This window comes from Candidatus Chryseobacterium colombiense, assembly GCA_029203185.1.
Classification (GTDB): domain Bacteria; phylum Bacteroidota; class Bacteroidia; order Flavobacteriales; family Weeksellaceae; genus Chryseobacterium; species Chryseobacterium colombiense.
Genome location: CP119310.1, coordinates 1,206,488 through 1,223,433, shown reverse-complemented (window position 1 = coordinate 1,223,433; position 16,946 = coordinate 1,206,488). Strand labels below are relative to the sequence as shown.

The following is a 16,946-nucleotide window of genomic DNA, read 5'->3' as shown; positions in this document are numbered from 1 at the left end:
TTTTGTTTTTATTATTAAATATGTCTTGCCAAAAAAAAGAGAATAATAGTAATAACGAACCTCTTATTGCAGTGATAAAATTAAATTCAGCAGAAGAAATCAAAAACTTCAAAGAGGCACTTAATTATTTAGACGTTGATAAGGTTTATTCTAAATATTCCAAACCTCTTGGAATAACTCCTGAAGAATATTGGAAGGAGTTAGTTAATACCTCTTATCAATTTAGTAGAGATAAAAAATTCACAAATGTTTTTAAGTATTATGACTATAATATAATAACTGAAAAAAAAGATGAGAATGAATGCTTAATAAACTTTATTCCATATAAAAATGGTTTAAAATCAGTCACATACACATTGAATTTTAAAGATGGAAAATGGAAGATTATAAATATAGATTATATGCCATAATGTAAACAAAGTGGTAGTGTTTCAGAGTTAGATGAAACCTTTTTTGAAAATTAAATCATTGATTTTCAATATTTATTAAAGAATGTAATCATAAAACAAGAGCAGGGTAATCCCTGCTCTTGTTTATTTTCAAAGAAAAAGCATAGATAAATGATTGAAGATCATTTCTGATGTATCAGAATTAGTGATACAAAACCTCTTGTTCATGTTATTTTAAACAGATTAATTAAAATTGATTGAGGCTGGATGACCCAGATCAATGATCCAGCCAACTTAGGAAACGATCAGTTTGAATATGAAATATGATATACAACCCTTAATATACTTCGCTTGCTTCCGAAAAATACAACAGAAAAATTGCAGAAGTAGATTGGCGAACTTCGAAAGATGATATCTTTAAAAAATATTCTTATCAGTATAATCGGCTGAACAGATTACTATAGTTGGTGAATGTATAATTACAAAAGAAAATAATGAATAGCTGATCACCAATACTAGCGGCTATTTTCCTAATGATAACTTGTTTCTTTCAAAATTTAGAAAAGTTAAATAGAAACTATAATCATTGTGAATCTAAGATGTCTTTTACCTTAGATAGCATTTTTTCATCAAATATATTTTTCAATAGCAAACAATAAATTTAATTCTCTTACGTTTGAAATATAGCACAAAAACTTGATTCTTTTAATCTAAAAAAACACAATATGAAAAAGAAATCAGGTACATCTATGTATGATGATGAAATGTTGAACACTATTTTGGCAGTCTTTGAAGAAATGGTAAACATTTTAAAAGAGAATCAGAACAATGATTCATTGTTCTATGACAGCGCCGATGTGAAACGGCTTTTGAACATCAGCGACAGCACTTTATTCCGGATCCGGAAATCCCAACACATTCCCTATGTTAAAATCGGACGGAAAATCTTTTATCCCAAATCGTTTTTCATCAATAGACTCAAGAAATAAGAATATTTTTTGAACTGAAATTTTTTTTTTATTTGAACCCCAAAAGGTTCAGGCTTTACAACTTTTTATCAACCGTTAAGAGACATAAAGCAGTGAAAGTAATTAAGAAAATCTTCAGGCTGCATTGTAACATTGCAAGAATAACATTTACTTACTCTTTCTTACTCTCTTAATTCTCTTAATGGTTCAAAAGGTTACCTATACAATTTTTTGGCGACTCTATACCATTTTGCACCATTGTCATTCTGACAGAGCCTGAAGGGATGCGAATGTAGTTCAAAGAATCTCATGATCGCTCAGATTCTTCATTTCACTTCTGAACTTCGTTCGTAAACCTTCAGTTTATATTCAGAATGACAGCCTCATCATCATGAAGACAGCAGAACTAATAAAAAATTGCATATAATAATCAATTTTTTATTGGAATTACTAAAAGTATGAACTTAAGAAGTTCAAAAATCATCTATAAAATTAAAATCCCCTCAATTTTGTACAGCAATCCTTCGGGTCTTCTTCGGAAGTTCTTCGGAAAAAGTACCGTTTTTCCGAAGCTGACCCGAAGGTGATCCGAAGAAGACCCGAAGAAAGGTGGGGCAATACCGGTCAAAATCGGTCAAAACTATTCAAAGCCGGTCATTATTTTCTTAAGCGATTGAAAATGAGAATTTCCGCTATATCTTCGTCTCAGTTAACCCATAAAACACAAAAAAATGGCAAGAATAACAAAAGGTATCCTGGGCGGATTTTCAGGAAAAGTAGGAACAGTGGTAGGCGCTAACTGGCGCGGAAAAGACATCATCAGAAGTACCCCAAAACCCAGCAGCAGGCCTCCCAGCGACAAACAGCTTGTACAGCAGACGAAATTTAAACTGGTAATCAGTTTTCTGCAGCCCGTTAAGAATATCCAGACCAGGTACTTCGGATCGGGAAGCGGTTCCAAATCAAGAATCAATCTGGCGGTTTCATACACCATCAATGAAGCGGTACAGATGGTAGGAGACGTTGCCGAACTCCTTTACAACAAGGTACTGATCACAAAAGGCGACCTGGCAGGATTTCAAAACGTAACTGCCACGCCGCAAGCCGGAAACGGAATCAGCCTGAACTGGGAAGATAATTCGGCACAGGGCAATGCAGATGCCACAGACCTGGCCAATGCGGTATGCTACTGCGAAGAACTGGGAAGTTTCGAGATTTTCGAATCGGTAGCGGAAAGAAATGTATTGACTGCAGATCTCACGCTTCCGGCCTATTATGCAGGAAAAGAAATTCAGCTCTGGGTCTTTTTTAATAACGCAAAAGAGACGGTTGCCTGCAACAGTGCCTATCTCGGAAACCTGACTTTGATTTAAATGTAATCTCTGCCTGAAAGGGTGGAGATTTTTTATAATTTGAATACTCCTAAACTTTAAAAAAATGTATATAATTCAATTATTAATCAATTATAAATAAGATAAAAGTTTTTGATATAGATGCTATTTTCCTTAATTATGAAAATAGTTTTTAATTATATTTGAAGTCGAAAACTAATTATTTCGTAGTTGTCTATAAAACCAAGTTTTAATTTTCTCAGTGAATTGTATACGTTGAGCAAAGCTAACTGATAATCTATATTACACCGATCCTAACGCTGAGTAAAATAAAATATAAAAATAGGCTTTATAAGACTTTGATTTGGATGTGAGAGAAAGAAATTGTTTCGAATGGTTAGGAAAGTAATAATAAGGCGAAGAAAAATATTAAAAAATACTATATTAGTATCTAAAAATAATAATATAATTGACATATGAAGTTAAGAACTGTCGAACTCAAGAATTACCGGTGCTATGAAAAGAATGATTTTCATTTTGGTTCTGATACGACTTTAATAATTGGAAAAAATGGTACTGGAAAGTCTTCACTTTTAAGTGCAATTCGTAAAGGAATGTCTTTTATATTTTCAAATACTGGTTCAAATGAATTAATAAAGAATAACTCAAATAAAATTGAAGGTTTAAATGATTGGGATACAACTTATTTAGAATTTGGAGAGGGGTTTCAATGGCCTACAAATATTGGTTATGAAATAGAAACAGATGATGATTCAATATCTTGGAAATTTTACAAAGACAAATATGGAGGAAAATTACATCCTACATATTACAAATCGGCACAGCAAAAGTTTCAAAAACATTATTTAATAGAATCTAATATTCTTCCATTACTTGGTTTCTATGGTGATTGTTATCCTCACAAAAGAAAAGAGAATAATAAGGTTGTAAATGATTTCAATAAAATTTTAACTAAATCAATTTCTCTTCCCCGTGATATTGGTTATGCTCTTTGGAGTGACGAAGGAAGTATTACATCTTCTTGGTTTTTGAGGACAAAATTTATACTTAATGAAATACAAAAAGATGTTGATAGTATAAAGATTATTTCTGAAGAGATAAATGAACTACAAAAAAGACTATCAAGTTTTTCAGTTGTCGATGATATTAATGCTTCTTTAATTCAGATTAAAACTCTTGATCAACGATTGAATTTAATAAAAAAAAGATATAATGATCAAACTCGGCCTTTAGAAAAGGAATATGAATTTGTTACTGAGAAAGTCATGCAGTTTTTTTCAAATATTGGAGAATTGGATACAGATGATTTAATTTTGTTTGATATCAAAAAAAGAAGGACTGAAAAATCTGAGGCATTATTTTTTAGTTTTGGTAAAAAAAATTCCATTAATGAAGGGGTATTTAATGAGGAAGCCTTACCTATGGGATATATGAGATTGCTTCACATTGTTTATGATATTGCATATAGATGGTATTTACTTAACGGAGAAGCCTTACTATTTGATGGTTTAGTTTTAATTGATGAGTTAGAATTGCATTTACATCCAAGTTTACAGCAGACAGTATTGCAGAGGTTTAGGAAAACATTTCCTGGTTTACAGTTTATTGTAACTACACATTCACCAATTATTTTAAGTAATTTTAATGCTGATGAAGAAAGCACCAAGATTATACAATTAGAAAAGAAAGATGGGATTTATATTGATGAAGAGTTACCGAATTTATTTTCAATGGATTATAATTCAAATTTAGTAAATGTGATGGGAGTAAATATTTCAAATAAATTATTAGATGCTTACATTAATGCTTTTCGATTTTTAAATGGTGAAAATAATCCAATGGCAAAGGATTATTATCAAAAAATTGAAGATTTATTTGATGGAAAAATACCTGATTTCATAAAAGAAAAATTATAGTTTTATGGAATTTATTAATAAATGCAACCAAATTCTTTTTTTTCCATATTATTTGAGCTTTGAAAATTTAAAATGGGATATAATAAGTATGCAATATATAGATTATACTTACAGTAAATTTTCACCAACAAAGCAAATTATTCGTAATTTATTAATAGATGAGCAAAAAGAAAAATGCTGTTATTGCTTGAAGATACTTGAAAAAAATAATTCTACTACATTAGAGCATATTTATCCTCAAAATCCCAATGCAAGTAGTAGCTTGGCCACATATTCTATTATGTGTATTGATAATAGAGTATTTGATTATTCAGTTCAAAACATTCCTAGTTCAAACTTAGATAATTTACCTCATGATATTTCATATTATAACTTGTTGGCTTGTTGTTCAAAATGTAATGGAGAAAGAGGTAATAAAGATATTATACCATTCATTTTTGATTCTATAGTTAAAACTAAATTTTTGTATGATGATCAAGGTAATATATTTTCTTCTCAATATTTCAATGAAATTGTATCGATTGGTTTGGCGGGGGATTATTATAAGAGAAATAGAAAAATCTGGCGTCAGTTAAAAAATAATGTAGGAAATAATCCTATACCAACAGATATAAATACTTTAAAAAACGAAATAAGAACCATAGCTTCCGCTTTGTATTTAGTTGAAAGTGATCCATATTATTTAGATCTAATTACTGATGAGGATAAAGTAAAGGATACAATAAAATACAAGTATTTTTTTGATAATTAAATTAAGATTTAACTCAGAATTTTAAAAACCTAAAGAAGAATTTCTGAGACAATGATTATTAAAAAAATAAAAACTTAATTAGATAAATATACAAATTTAGAGAAAACAGCCTACAAAGATTTTTAGAATACGAATATAAATTAAGTAATGTAGAATTGATAAAAATATTTTAAGTAAATAAAATCACAATCTATAGTATACAGTCAGTATATATGGGTGTAATAATTCATTACAAAATGAAATATTTTTATCAAAACCTATTTTCATCAATATTTTTTTATATATTTATCTCTCAAACTAATCAAAAATAGATCATGAAAAAACTAAAGAAAGTTTCACGCAGTGAAATGAGATCCATTCAGGGAGGAATTGCTAAAGGAATGGTAAGATGTAAAAACCCGCAAACATGCGTACTTCAGTGGGGATGGGGGACAGGTGATCCAAGCAGCTGCGGCTCCTTTGATATTGTCTGCGGAGATGCTCCACCACAGGATCCATGCGAAGTCATGATATGTGCATAAAGAAAAAAGAAGAGTGTTTTGTAACACTCTTTTTTTATTTAGCTTTGCCGCAATGATTTATGTATTACTTATTATCAACCTTTTCAGTGGTATTATGTTCGGGCTGGACAAAAGAAAGGCAGTCCTACATCGGCGGAGAATACCGGAAACTGCTTTATTGGGGATTTCTTTCCTGGGTGGAAGTATCGGAGCGATACTGGCGATGCTGATCTTCATGCATAAGATTTCCAAGACTTCATTTCTACTGAAATTCGGTTTCATTGTTTTAATTCAGGTGGCTTTGATTTACTTTTTTGAAAAAAAATATTGAGATGGATCATAAAAGCTTAATCCGGTATTGATGATTTTTAGCAGGAATATCAGGATAATAGACTCAATGTTAGAGGCTTAAGAATAGGTTTCTTTTAACCTTCTCATTATGAATTTGTTAATTATCAAAACTTATTAGTGAGTTTTTCATTAAAAATCACTATTTTTGCACCCGTAAAAATCTTTTATGCAAAACATTAGAAATATTGCGATTATCGCACACGTTGACCACGGGAAGACGACTTTGGTTGACAAAATCATCCACGCTACCAATATTTTCAGAGAAAATCAGGAGAGTGGAGAATTAATTATGGATAACAATGATCTTGAAAGAGAAAGAGGGATCACGATCTTATCCAAGAATATTTCTGTTACTTATAAAGACACGAAAATTAACGTAATCGATACGCCTGGTCACGCCGATTTTGGTGGGGAAGTAGAGAGAGTATTGAAAATGGCTGACGGGGTTATTTTGTTGGTGGATGCGTTCGAAGGACCGATGCCACAGACAAGATTCGTACTTCAAAAGGCTTTGGAATTAGGATTAAGACCATTAGTGGTAATCAACAAAGTAGATAAGCCAAACTGTCGTCCGGATGAGGTTCACGATCAGGTATTTGACCTGTTTTTCAACCTGGAGGCTACAGAAGAGCAGTTGGATTTCCCAACATTTTACGGATCTTCTAAGCAAGGTTGGTTCAACACTTCACTAGAACAAACTGACAACATTATGCCATTATTGGATGGTATTTTACAATATGTTCCTGCACCGAAAGTAACGGAAGGTAACCTTCAGATGCAGATTACTTCATTGGATTTCTCTTCTTTCTTAGGAAGAATTGCGATCGGTAAAGTGACAAGAGGGGAGCTTAAAGAATCTCAGTGGATCGGTCTTGCGCAGGCAGACGGAAAAGTGGTGAAAGGAAAAGTAAAAGAACTATACGTTTTCGAAGGATTAGGAAAGAAAAAAGTAACTGAAGTTCAGGCTGGAGATATCTGTGCGGTGGTAGGTTTCGATGCTTTCCAGATCGGGGATTCTTTCGTAGATCTTGAAAACCCTGAGCCATTGGAAAGAACGGCAATTGATGAGCCTACTTTGAACATGACGTTCTCGATCAACAATTCACCTTTCTTCGGGAAAGATGGTAAATACGTGACTTCAAACCACCTTAAAGAAAGATTACACAAAGAATTAGAGAAAAACCTGGCATTAAGAGTTCAGCAGACTGATGATGCCAACACATTCTTAGTATTCGGTAGAGGGATTCTTCACTTGTCAGTTCTGATCGAAACGATGAGAAGAGAAGGATATGAAATGACGATCGGTCAGCCACAGGTAATCCTGAGAGAAATCGACGGAGTAAACTGTGAGCCTTATGAATCTTTGGTAGTGGATGTTCCTGAAGAATACGCTTCCAGAGTAATCGATTTGGCGACTCAGAGAAAAGGAGATCTTCACATCATGGAAACAAAAGGAGAGATGCAGCACATGGAATTCGAAATTCCTTCAAGAGGATTGATCGGATTGCGTTCTCAGATGTTGACGGCTACTGCAGGGGAGGCGATCATGGCGCACCGTTTTACAGAATACAAGCCTTTCAAAGGGGCAATTCCTGGAAGAAACAATGGAGTATTGATCAGCAAGACCCAAGGTCCTGCAACAGAATATTCTATTGCTAAGCTACAGGACAGAGGGAAGTTCTTTGTGGATCCGGGTGAGGAAATCTATGCAGGGATGATCATCGGGGAACAAAATAAGCCGGGCGACCTTGTTGTAAACATCGTAGAAGCAAAACAGCTGAACAACATGAGAGCTTCAGGGAAAGATAAAGATACAGGAGTTGCTCCGAAGATCTTATTCTCTCTTGAAGAATGTATGGAATATATCCAGGGTGATGAAGCGATTGAGGTGACTCCGAACTTCATCCGTATGAGAAAGAAATTACTTTCTGAAGAAGAAAGAAAAAGAGTGGAAAGATCAGCAAAAGCATAATCTAAGATTCTTACATATATTAAAGCCTCGAACTTTTCGGGGCTTTTTTATTATAAAATAAAAGAAAATGTTTATTTTTCATTTTCATTTAAACGAACTCTAATTTAATGCAGTTTTTCAACCGATGAGAGGGAATCAATTAAAATTAATCGTCTTACTGGGTGTTTTTGCTTCGTGCAGCAGCTCTAAAACGCTGGCAGATACTACCAAACCCATAAAAAATAAAAATACAGCACAGACAGCAGCGAAAGACTCTGCCATTGCTGGTAAAACAGTAAAAGTACCGGCAGAAGAAGTCTTTAAAGCTAATCTTCCGGAAATTAAAAGAGAATTCAGGGGAGCGTGGATTGCCAGTGTAGCCAATATTAACTGGCCTTCTAAAACGAATCTGACCGTAGATCAGCAGAAGGCCGAAGCCATCAGTATGCTGGATATGCTGAAGGACAATAACTTTAATGCCGTTATCTTCCAGGTAAGACCTTCGGCAGATGCTTTATATACGAGTAATATCGAGCCTTGGTCGTATTTTTTAACGGGAGAAACAGGAAAAGCTCCCTATCCGAACTACGATCCTTTACAGTTCTGGATTGAAGAAGCTCACAAAAGAGGGCTGGAGCTTCATGTCTGGCTCAATCCTTACCGTGCCCATCACGCGAATGGAGGTTCGCCCAACGGTTTATCCATGGTGAATAAGCTTTCGGATATTGTGGTCAGGCTAAAGAACGGGATGTATTGGTTTGATCCTGCCGATCCTAAAACCCAGGGCCACGTTTCCAATGTGGTAAAAGATATTGTGCAGCGGTATGATATTGATGCCGTCCATTTTGATGACTATTTCTATCCGTATGCCACCTACAACAAAGGCGCTGATTTTCCGGATTATAAAACCTGGAACGCCTATGTAAGCAGTGGCGGAACATTATCAAGAGCCGACTGGAGAAGGGATAATGTCAATAAATTTGTGGAAAGGATCTATAAAGAAATCCACTCAGAAAAAAGCTATGTAAGATTTGGGATCAGTCCGTTCGGAATCTGGAAGCCAGGCTATCCGGAAGGGATTACAGGCTCTTCACAGTATGACGAGCTGTATGCTGATGCCAAATTATGGCTCAATAAAGGCTGGGTCGATTATTTTTCTCCCCAGCTGTACTGGACGATCGATTCTAAAGGTCAGGGATTTGCTGCTTTATTAAACTGGTGGGAATCTGAGAACACCATGAAGCGCCATCTCTGGCCGGGACTGAATACCGTTGAGGTGAGATCTTCTGACAGACCGACAGAAATTAAAAACCAGATCGAGATTTCACGACAGATTTTAAAAAATGATGCCGGGGAAATCCACTGGAGCATTGCCGGGCTGACAAAAAATGCCGGTATGCTTCCAACCCTGAAAAACGGGCCCTATAAAGAAAAAGCTTTGATTCCGAGAAGTCCGTGGCTGAATGCGGTTCCGTTGCAGGCTCCCACCTTGTTTATGACCGATAACGGAACTTCTGTACAGGCCAGCTGGAGTGTGAAGAACATCAAAGACGTTTTCCAGTGGGTGCTTTTCACCCAGTATAACGGAGTCTGGGAAACCGAAATCCTGACTATGGATCAGCTTTCCAGAGAAATTCCTAAATATAAGGAAGGAAAAACACTGAATGCCGTTGCTGTTAAAGCAATTGACCGTTTAGGAAATGAAAGTGATTATTTGGCTAAGAAAATAAAGTAATTGGCTGTTCATTTATTAAAAAAGAAAACCGTTCCGTCTATGGAACGGTTTTTATATTTTAGAATAACTATAAATTATTGAATTAAATTATTGTTTTTCAGTATTTTGTGAGTTTGTATGACTGTGTGTTATATAAGGAGAAGAAGGGATCGGAATCATTTTTGCATCATAACTTACCATCACAAAAAATATGAGTTATGAATACCAACAGACTTTCACCCACGCTGGAAAAAGCATTAAGCGCACAAATGAACAAAGAAATTCATGCATCCCACACTTTCTTATCCTACGGAATCTGGGCGGATGATAAAGGCTATCAGGGAATTGCCAATTTCCTTTACCGACATGCCCAGGAAGAAAGAAATCATTCTATAAAGTTCATGGAATACATTCTGAACAGAGGAGGAAAGCCTAAAGTAGAGGCGATTCCGGCTCCTCCGGCTGATCCTGAATCATTGTCAGCTTGCTTTGACGGGGTATTTCAGCATGAAGTGGATAATACAACAGCCATCTATAAAATTGTTGATTTAGCCCTGGAAGAAAAAGACTGGGCTACCTGGAATTTCATGCAGTGGTTCGTTCAGGAACAGATCGAAGAAGAAACACTGGCTCAGAACCTGATCGATAAATTAAAAATTGCCGGAGGTGACAGAGCGACCGATGAATCTTTATTCACGCTCGACAGTGCCCTGGCTTCAGCACCGAATGATGTCCCTTTGGCGCAGGAAGCAACGGGAGCTAATCCCTAGATAAAATAATTAAGAATCTTACAGTTTACAATCCGCCGGAATACCGGTGGATTTTTTTTATGATTTAGTTTTTGATATTTTTGAGAAAAACTAATAATAATGGACAATAAATTTGATATTATTTTTTCTGAGGAGAAAGATTATGAGAGCTATTTTAATGATATTGACGAAAAATTAGAAAGATTAAAAGATTTATCTAATATAAATATTCTAGTAGGAGCTAATAATAGCGGTAAAAGTAGGTTTATCAGAAATTTTCTGAAGTGTAAAACTTGTTTTTATGAAAACCGATATTATATGCAAAGTATTATTTTAAAGTATAATTCAATAATAAATGAAAATAAATTTGGAGCACATAATATTCATAGAAATGTAAAATATCAGAAGTATCAAAATGCAAATGGAGAAATATTATTTAAAGATTTAATTTATTCATATAATCAATTTGAAATGTTAAAATTGATTGATTTTAATCTTGAAATTCTTGAAGTTCTTTCAGGTAATGAGAGTGTAAATTTATCCCTGGTATTTAGAAGAGATAATTATACAAGATTATTAGGAGATTATAAAGTTATGATTTATAATTTGCTTAATGAATTGAAAAGTATGATCCATTATAATTTTATCGAAAATAAGAAACAAGTTTTCATTCCTACATTAAGAACTGCACATTCTCTTTTTATTAAAAAATCAGATTCATTTTCTAAACTTTCGGATGACATTTTTAAAAATACTATTATAAAAAATTATGAGTTTGATCCTAAAAAAATAGAGGTATTTACTGGATTAGATCTTTATTGTCAAATTGTAAATATTAGAAATGATATAAAAGATAAAAGAGAATCTTTTGAAAAGTTTGAACAATTTCTTTCAAAATATTTTTTTCAAGACAAGAAAATAGAAATAGTTGCTAAATTCAATATTTATGACAAACATGATGGAAAGGATGATTCTGAAATAATTAATGTTTACATTGATGGAGAAAGTAAAGATTTGCATGAATTAGGAGATGGAATTCAAGCATTATTTATTTTAATGTACAAAATTTATACCTGTGAAAATGAAAGTCTAATTTTCATTGATGAGCCTGAAATAAATCTTCATCCGGGAATGCAACGTTTATTTTTGGAACAGATTACCACAAATGAATTTTTAAAAGAAAAAAAACTGATTTATTTTATTTCTACACACTCTAATCACTTTTTAGATTTAACGATTGAAAAAGAGAATATTTCCATTTTCCTTTTTAATAAAATTGATAAGGATAAATTTGTTGTTAAGAATGTTAATCATGGTGATAATTCAGCACTTCAATATTTAGGAGTTACAAATTCCTCTGTGTTTCTAGCTAATTGTTCAATTTGGGTTGAAGGAATTTCGGACAGAAATTATTTGAAAGCTTTTTTAAAAGCTTATTGTAGAGATGTTTCAAATAAGACTTACCCTAAAGAAGATATTGAATTTGCATTTATTGAATATGCAGGAAGCAATATTGATCACTATAACTTTGATGAGGAAGTTCTGAAAGAAAAAATTAATGCTTTTTCAATTAACAACAAGATATTTTTAATTTCTGACTATGACGGTGAATACAGAAATAAGAAGCATGAAATTTACGAAGCAATAGCAAAAGAAAATGAGAATTTTGAATATTATACAACTAAAGATTATAAAGAGGTAGAGAATATTTTACCGTTTAAAGTATGGGATAAGATTCTAATCCATTTTTGTAATAAAACAAAAGTTAAAACTGATGAAGATGTAGAAAGAATACAAAAACAAATTTCAGACTCTTTGAGTAGAAAAAAGGAGGAAACTTATAAAGATGCATATATTGGAAAACTTCTTAAAAATATCAAATCTAACGCTCCGGAATTAAATAAAATATGGAATAAAGCTGAAGGTACAATTATAAATAAAGCGGAGGTTAGCTACAAAGTATTGGAACTAACAGAAAAAGGAGAAATAACGTGGGAAGATTTTAAGAAGAATCCTAAGATTGTATCTATTATTGAATCTTTATACGATTTCATTCAAAAATCTAATAATAAATAAATCATTTTCAAATCCCAGTAAACTTCACTATCTTTGCACGCTGAAAGTAATAAGGTAACTCATCGTAGGGGACCTTAAACTTTAACCCTTAAACTTTGAATCTAACGTTATGAAATGTGGAATCGTAGGCTTACCGAATGTAGGTAAATCAACTCTTTTTAACTGCCTGAGCAACGCCAAAGCACAGTCGGCAAACTATCCTTTCTGTACCATCGAACCTAACCTGGGAACGGTTTCCGTACCGGATCATAGATTGTTTGAACTGGAAAAAATAGTAAAACCTGAGAGAGTGTTGCCTGCTGTTGTTGAAATCGTAGATATTGCCGGTTTGGTAAAAGGAGCAAGCAAAGGAGAAGGGTTAGGAAATCAGTTCCTTGCTAATATCCGCGAGTGTGAAGCGATCATCCACGTTTTAAGATGTTTTGACAACGGAAATATCGTTCACGTGGAAGGTTCGGTAGATCCGTTAAGAGATAAAGAAATTATCGACATTGAGCTTCAGCTGAAAGATTTAGAGACGGTAGGAAAAGCAGTAGAAAAAGCTAAGAAGTTCATCAAATCAGGGAAGAAAGAAGATATCCTGACATACGAAACACTTCAGAATCTTCAGAAGCACCTTGAAGATGGTAGAAATGCCAGAGAATTTGCAACGGATGATTTTACAGCATCAGTGATCGGGGAAGTTCAGTTGTTGACCAATAAGCCAGTTCTTTACGTTTGTAACGTAGATGAAAATTCTATTAAAAACGGAAATGAGTGGATTGGTAAAATTGAAGAAATGGCGAAAGGAGAAGGCGCTGAAACAGTAGTTTTGGCAGCTCAGATCGAAGCGGATATCAATGAACTGGAGACGTATGAGGAAAGAGAAATTTTCCTTGAAGAATTAGGCCTTACAGAACCGGGAGTGAACCGTTTGATCAGAAAAGCATATGATTTATTGAAACTTCAGACGTATTTTACAGCTGGGGTAAAAGAAGTAAGAGCATGGACGATCGGGCAGGGCTGGACAGCTCCTCAGGCGGCTGGTGTGATTCACACAGACTTTGAAAAAGGATTCATCCGTGCGGAAGTAATCAAGTATGACGATTATATGCAGTACGGTTCTGAAGCAAAAGTAAAAGAAGCCGGAAAACTTTCTGTAGAAGGTAAAGAATATATTGTGAAAGATGGAGACATCATGCACTTTAGATTCAACGTATAAGAAAATATTAAAGTTAGTTATAAATGAAAAGCGCTGCCAATGTATTTTGGGAGCGCTTTTTGCATTCCTATGTGAAACTTTTAATAAATGAAGATTTTATATTTTGCCATTCTCGCTTTCTTACTCTCTTGTTCCAAAAATACGATTGAAGATAATTGCTTTATTAAAAAAGAAGAAAAGCCTGTATATGTTGAGAAAGAGCCTTACACGGTGAAAGAAATTCTTAGTGAAAAACCGGGTTATCTCCAGATTAACGACCTTAAAGATTACAGAAGCTTTAAAAAGGACAGTACAGAATCCAAAGGAGGGTTTTCCGAAGAAAGATGGAACGCGAAAAAGGAAGAATATAAGCTTTTTCATGAAAAAATTCCAGATTATTTTTCTTATTCTGCAACGCAGCAGGTTGGAAATGTTTTATATGCACTGGGAAGAAATACATTGGGATTTTGGCTGATGAAAATCGAAAATGACAAGCCTTCCGCTTATTTTTTAGGATTAAGTTTTAGCCATTATTATATCAATGAGGTTCAGGAAAGACCTCTCATTAAAGATGGATTCCTGCAGTTTGAAGGAAGCCTGGTGAAAATCATCAAGGTTCCCGGTTTGCCCGGTTATGACGATTATTCCGCGATGGAAGACGGAAAGCTATTTAGAATAAAATTGGATGATCTGATGAAAGACTCTGATCAGGATGGTTATAATGATATTTTTGAAAAGACATTTGCCTTAAATCCCAATAATAAAGATACAGATGGTGACGGAATCAACGATTTTGAGGATATGAATCCGCTATATAAATCTGAAAAGAACAAATTTTCCGAACTTTATACTTTATTGCTTCCTTCTTATACAGAAGATATGGATTTTAAAAAGGCGCATTACACCTTTGAAATATTCCGGAGTGATTGTGATTATTTTCATCAGATCAATCCTGAAATAAGAGTTCTTTTTATTCCTGAAAATGATAAAGAAAAGACTTATTATACAAAAATTACAGATGTAAGTAGAAATGGGATTTCCAAAATGAAAAGAGATCAAAATAATCCGAATAGATTTTATATTTCCAAATCAGGAAGCAGCTATACGAATGATTATGCGGCAGAATATAAAAACGAGAAATGGACGCTGGAAATGATTGGAGGTATTGTGATATAGAATATGATGAGGATGTGAAATCTTAATTGTATTTATTTTGTACATTTGATTTTTACAAATTAATGCTATGGAAAAAACATTGCATACCTCATATACTTCTCTCGATGATTTCTATAAGGAAATGACCGAGAAACTGGGAACAGATATAGAAACGATCTTTCCTAAAGGGCTGCATAAAGACATCGGTCATTTTAATGTATTTGATATTGCCCAGACGATTGAACGAGTAAAGACGACCTCAGAAATGCCTTATAACAGGAGGAAATACTATAAAATAAGCCTTATCAGAGGACGGAACCGTGCGGAATATGCAGATAAAATTATTCAGATCGAAAAGAATGCTTTGCTGTTTGCAACTCCCAAGGTGCCTTACCATTGGGTGCCTGAAGATCCGAAACAATCGGGAAGCTTTTGTGTATTTACGGAAGATTTTTTTATCAAAGATAAATCTCACAGTACGCTTGAGGATTTACCGATTTTTCAGCCGGGAAATATTCCGCTGTTTGAAATTGATGATGCACTGGCAGACGAGATAGAGCAGTTGTATGCCAAGATCAAAAAAGAGATCGATTCCGATTATATTTTTAAATATGATCTGATCAGAAACTATGTGCTGGAGCTGATTCATTACGGTCAGAAGCTGCAGCCGGCTTCCAAACTGTCAACCTCGAATGATGCTTCATTGCGGGTAGTTTCGTTGTTTATAGAATTGCTGGAAAGGCAGTTTCCGATTGAAAATTCAGACCAACGACTGCAGTTGAAAAGTGCGAAAGATTATGCGGACCGATTGTCAGTGCATGTGAATTATCTCAACAAAAAATTAAAGGAAAGCACCGGGAAAACTACTACAGAGATTATTGCGGAAAGAATCATCCAGGAAGCCAAAATCCTTTTGAAGCAGACCAAATGGAATGTTTCCGAGATTGCCTATTCGTTAGGTTTTGAAGAAATAGCCCATTTTTCGAACTTCTTTAAAAAGAAAACCTCACTGGCTCCGTTGGAATTTCGTTCATGATTTGAATTTTGCAAATTTCTGTTTGATTCAAGCAAACACTTCATCCCTAAATTGTCAGAACTTTGTATCATCAAAAACAAACAATAAATGGAAACAAGAACAAAAATCGCATTGGTAACCGGAGGAAGCCGCGGACTGGGAAAAAACTCAGCCATTAAAATCGCTCAAAAAGGATTGGATGTCATCATTACTTACAGAAGCAATCAGGAAGAAGCTAACCGTGTTGTTGAAGAAATTCAGGCGCTGGGAAGAAAGGCGATCGCGTATCAGCTGGATACAAAAGATACCAAAAGCTTTGATGCTTTTATAAAACAGGTCGGAGATCATCTGGAAGAAAATACAGGAAGCAGAAATATTGATTATTTGGTCAATAATGCAGGAACAGCGCTGTATTCACCCATCACTGAGGTTACGGAAGAACAGCTTGACGATATGGTAGATATTCACTTTAAAGGCGTATTTTTCCTGACTCAGAAGTTTTTACCATTTATGAACGACAATGGCGGAATCATCAATCTTTCTTCAGGTTTGGCAAGATTTGCAATGCCGGGCTCTGCGGTTTATGGTTCTATGAAGGCTGCGATTGATCAGCTGAGCAAGTATATGGCAAAGGAATTGGGACCGAGAAGAATTAAAGTAAATGCAGTGGCTCCCGGTGCTATCGAAACCGATTTCGGTGGGGGAAGAACCAGAGACGATAAAAATGTCAATGCAATGGTTTCGAACAATACAGCGTTGGGAAGAGCCGGTCTGCCTGATGATATCGGGGGAGTGATAGCCTTTTTATGTACAGAAGACGCAGGATGGATTACTGCGCAAAGAATAGAAGTTTCGGGAGGAATGTTCTTTTAAAAAATC

Annotated in this window: 15 protein-coding genes; all 15 read left to right on the top strand. The window is 34.4% G+C overall.

The window, feature by feature from the left end; all coding sequences use genetic code 11:
• The first annotated feature begins 20 nt into the window (after positions 1 to 20).
• Positions 21 to 410 (top strand): hypothetical protein, encoded by a 390-nt coding sequence (locus P0Y62_05350; protein WEK70982.1) that lies wholly within the window; start codon positions 21 to 23, stop codon positions 408 to 410.
• 704 nt (positions 411 to 1,114) lie between these two features.
• Positions 1,115 to 1,378 (top strand): helix-turn-helix domain-containing protein, encoded by a 264-nt coding sequence (locus tag P0Y62_05345; GenBank protein WEK70981.1) that lies wholly within the window; start codon positions 1,115 to 1,117, stop codon positions 1,376 to 1,378.
• A 710-nt stretch (positions 1,379 to 2,088) separates the two neighbouring features.
• Entirely contained in the window at positions 2,089 to 2,730 is a 642-nt protein-coding gene (locus P0Y62_05340) for a DUF6266 family protein (GenBank protein ID WEK70980.1), read from the top strand.
• A gap of 434 nt (positions 2,731 to 3,164) precedes the next feature.
• Positions 3,165 to 4,625, top strand: a complete 1,461-nt coding sequence (locus tag P0Y62_05335; GenBank protein WEK70979.1) for an AAA family ATPase — start codon at positions 3,165 to 3,167, stop codon at positions 4,623 to 4,625.
• Positions 4,626 to 4,629: 4 nt separating this feature from the next.
• Entirely contained in the window at positions 4,630 to 5,376 is a 747-nt protein-coding gene (locus tag P0Y62_05330) for a hypothetical protein (GenBank protein WEK70978.1), read from the top strand.
• 347 nt (positions 5,377 to 5,723) lie between these two features.
• The gene (locus P0Y62_05325; protein WEK70977.1) at positions 5,724 to 5,897 is read left to right on the top strand and encodes a hypothetical protein; all 174 of its coding nucleotides are present in this window, start codon (positions 5,724 to 5,726) and stop codon (positions 5,895 to 5,897) included.
• A 52-nt stretch (positions 5,898 to 5,949) separates the two neighbouring features.
• Entirely contained in the window at positions 5,950 to 6,207 is a 258-nt protein-coding gene (locus tag P0Y62_05320) for a DUF1294 domain-containing protein (protein ID WEK70976.1), read from the top strand.
• A gap of 186 nt (positions 6,208 to 6,393) precedes the next feature.
• The gene (typA, locus tag P0Y62_05315) at positions 6,394 to 8,199 is read left to right on the top strand and encodes a translational GTPase TypA (GenBank protein ID WEK70975.1); all 1,806 of its coding nucleotides are present in this window, start codon (positions 6,394 to 6,396) and stop codon (positions 8,197 to 8,199) included.
• A gap of 124 nt (positions 8,200 to 8,323) precedes the next feature.
• A complete protein-coding gene (locus tag P0Y62_05310; GenBank protein WEK70974.1) occupies positions 8,324 to 9,913 on the top strand; it encodes a family 10 glycosylhydrolase in 1,590 nt (529 codons plus the stop codon).
• 197 nt (positions 9,914 to 10,110) lie between these two features.
• Positions 10,111 to 10,662: a ferritin gene (locus P0Y62_05305; GenBank protein ID WEK70973.1), complete on the top strand. Its 552-nt coding sequence runs from the start codon at positions 10,111 to 10,113 to the stop codon at positions 10,660 to 10,662.
• Between the two features lie 99 nt (positions 10,663 to 10,761).
• A complete protein-coding gene (locus tag P0Y62_05300; protein WEK70972.1) occupies positions 10,762 to 12,717 on the top strand; it encodes an AAA family ATPase in 1,956 nt (651 codons plus the stop codon).
• 109 nt (positions 12,718 to 12,826) lie between these two features.
• Entirely contained in the window at positions 12,827 to 13,918 is a 1,092-nt protein-coding gene (gene ychF / locus P0Y62_05295) for a redox-regulated ATPase YchF (protein ID WEK70971.1), read from the top strand.
• 87 nt (positions 13,919 to 14,005) lie between these two features.
• Positions 14,006 to 15,073: a hypothetical protein gene (locus P0Y62_05290; GenBank protein WEK70970.1), complete on the top strand. Its 1,068-nt coding sequence runs from the start codon at positions 14,006 to 14,008 to the stop codon at positions 15,071 to 15,073.
• Positions 15,074 to 15,140: 67 nt separating this feature from the next.
• Positions 15,141 to 16,088, top strand: a complete 948-nt coding sequence (locus P0Y62_05285; GenBank protein ID WEK70969.1) for a helix-turn-helix transcriptional regulator — start codon at positions 15,141 to 15,143, stop codon at positions 16,086 to 16,088.
• Between the two features lie 87 nt (positions 16,089 to 16,175).
• Positions 16,176 to 16,940, top strand: coding sequence for an SDR family oxidoreductase (locus P0Y62_05280; GenBank protein ID WEK70968.1), 765 nt, complete (start codon positions 16,176 to 16,178; stop codon positions 16,938 to 16,940).
• Positions 16,941 to 16,946: the final 6 nt, after the last annotated feature.

Excerpts from the sequence above, each read along its gene's own strand:
- P0Y62_05335 (WEK70979.1), top strand. The coding sequence starts at position 3,165 with ATGAAGTTAAGAACTGTCGAACTCAAGAATTACCGGTGCTATGAAAAG.
- P0Y62_05340 (WEK70980.1), top strand. The coding sequence starts at position 2,089 with ATGGCAAGAATAACAAAAGGTATCCTGGGCGGATTTTCAGGAAAAGTA.
- P0Y62_05300 (WEK70972.1), top strand. The coding sequence starts at position 10,762 with ATGGACAATAAATTTGATATTATTTTTTCTGAGGAGAAAGATTATGAG.
- typA (WEK70975.1), top strand. The coding sequence starts at position 6,394 with ATGCAAAACATTAGAAATATTGCGATTATCGCACACGTTGACCACGGG.
- ychF (WEK70971.1), top strand. The coding sequence starts at position 12,827 with ATGAAATGTGGAATCGTAGGCTTACCGAATGTAGGTAAATCAACTCTT.
- P0Y62_05325 (WEK70977.1), top strand. The coding sequence starts at position 5,724 with ATGAGATCCATTCAGGGAGGAATTGCTAAAGGAATGGTAAGATGTAAA.
- P0Y62_05310 (WEK70974.1), top strand. The coding sequence starts at position 8,324 with ATGAGAGGGAATCAATTAAAATTAATCGTCTTACTGGGTGTTTTTGCT.
- P0Y62_05345 (WEK70981.1), top strand. The coding sequence starts at position 1,115 with ATGAAAAAGAAATCAGGTACATCTATGTATGATGATGAAATGTTGAAC.
- P0Y62_05330 (WEK70978.1), top strand. The coding sequence starts at position 4,630 with ATGGAATTTATTAATAAATGCAACCAAATTCTTTTTTTTCCATATTAT.
- P0Y62_05285 (WEK70969.1), top strand. The coding sequence starts at position 15,141 with ATGGAAAAAACATTGCATACCTCATATACTTCTCTCGATGATTTCTAT.
- P0Y62_05290 (WEK70970.1), top strand. The coding sequence starts at position 14,006 with ATGAAGATTTTATATTTTGCCATTCTCGCTTTCTTACTCTCTTGTTCC.
- P0Y62_05305 (WEK70973.1), top strand. The coding sequence starts at position 10,111 with ATGAATACCAACAGACTTTCACCCACGCTGGAAAAAGCATTAAGCGCA.
- P0Y62_05320 (WEK70976.1), top strand. The coding sequence starts at position 5,950 with ATGATTTATGTATTACTTATTATCAACCTTTTCAGTGGTATTATGTTC.
- P0Y62_05280 (WEK70968.1), top strand. The coding sequence starts at position 16,176 with ATGGAAACAAGAACAAAAATCGCATTGGTAACCGGAGGAAGCCGCGGA.
- P0Y62_05350 (WEK70982.1), top strand. The coding sequence starts at position 21 with ATGTCTTGCCAAAAAAAAGAGAATAATAGTAATAACGAACCTCTTATT.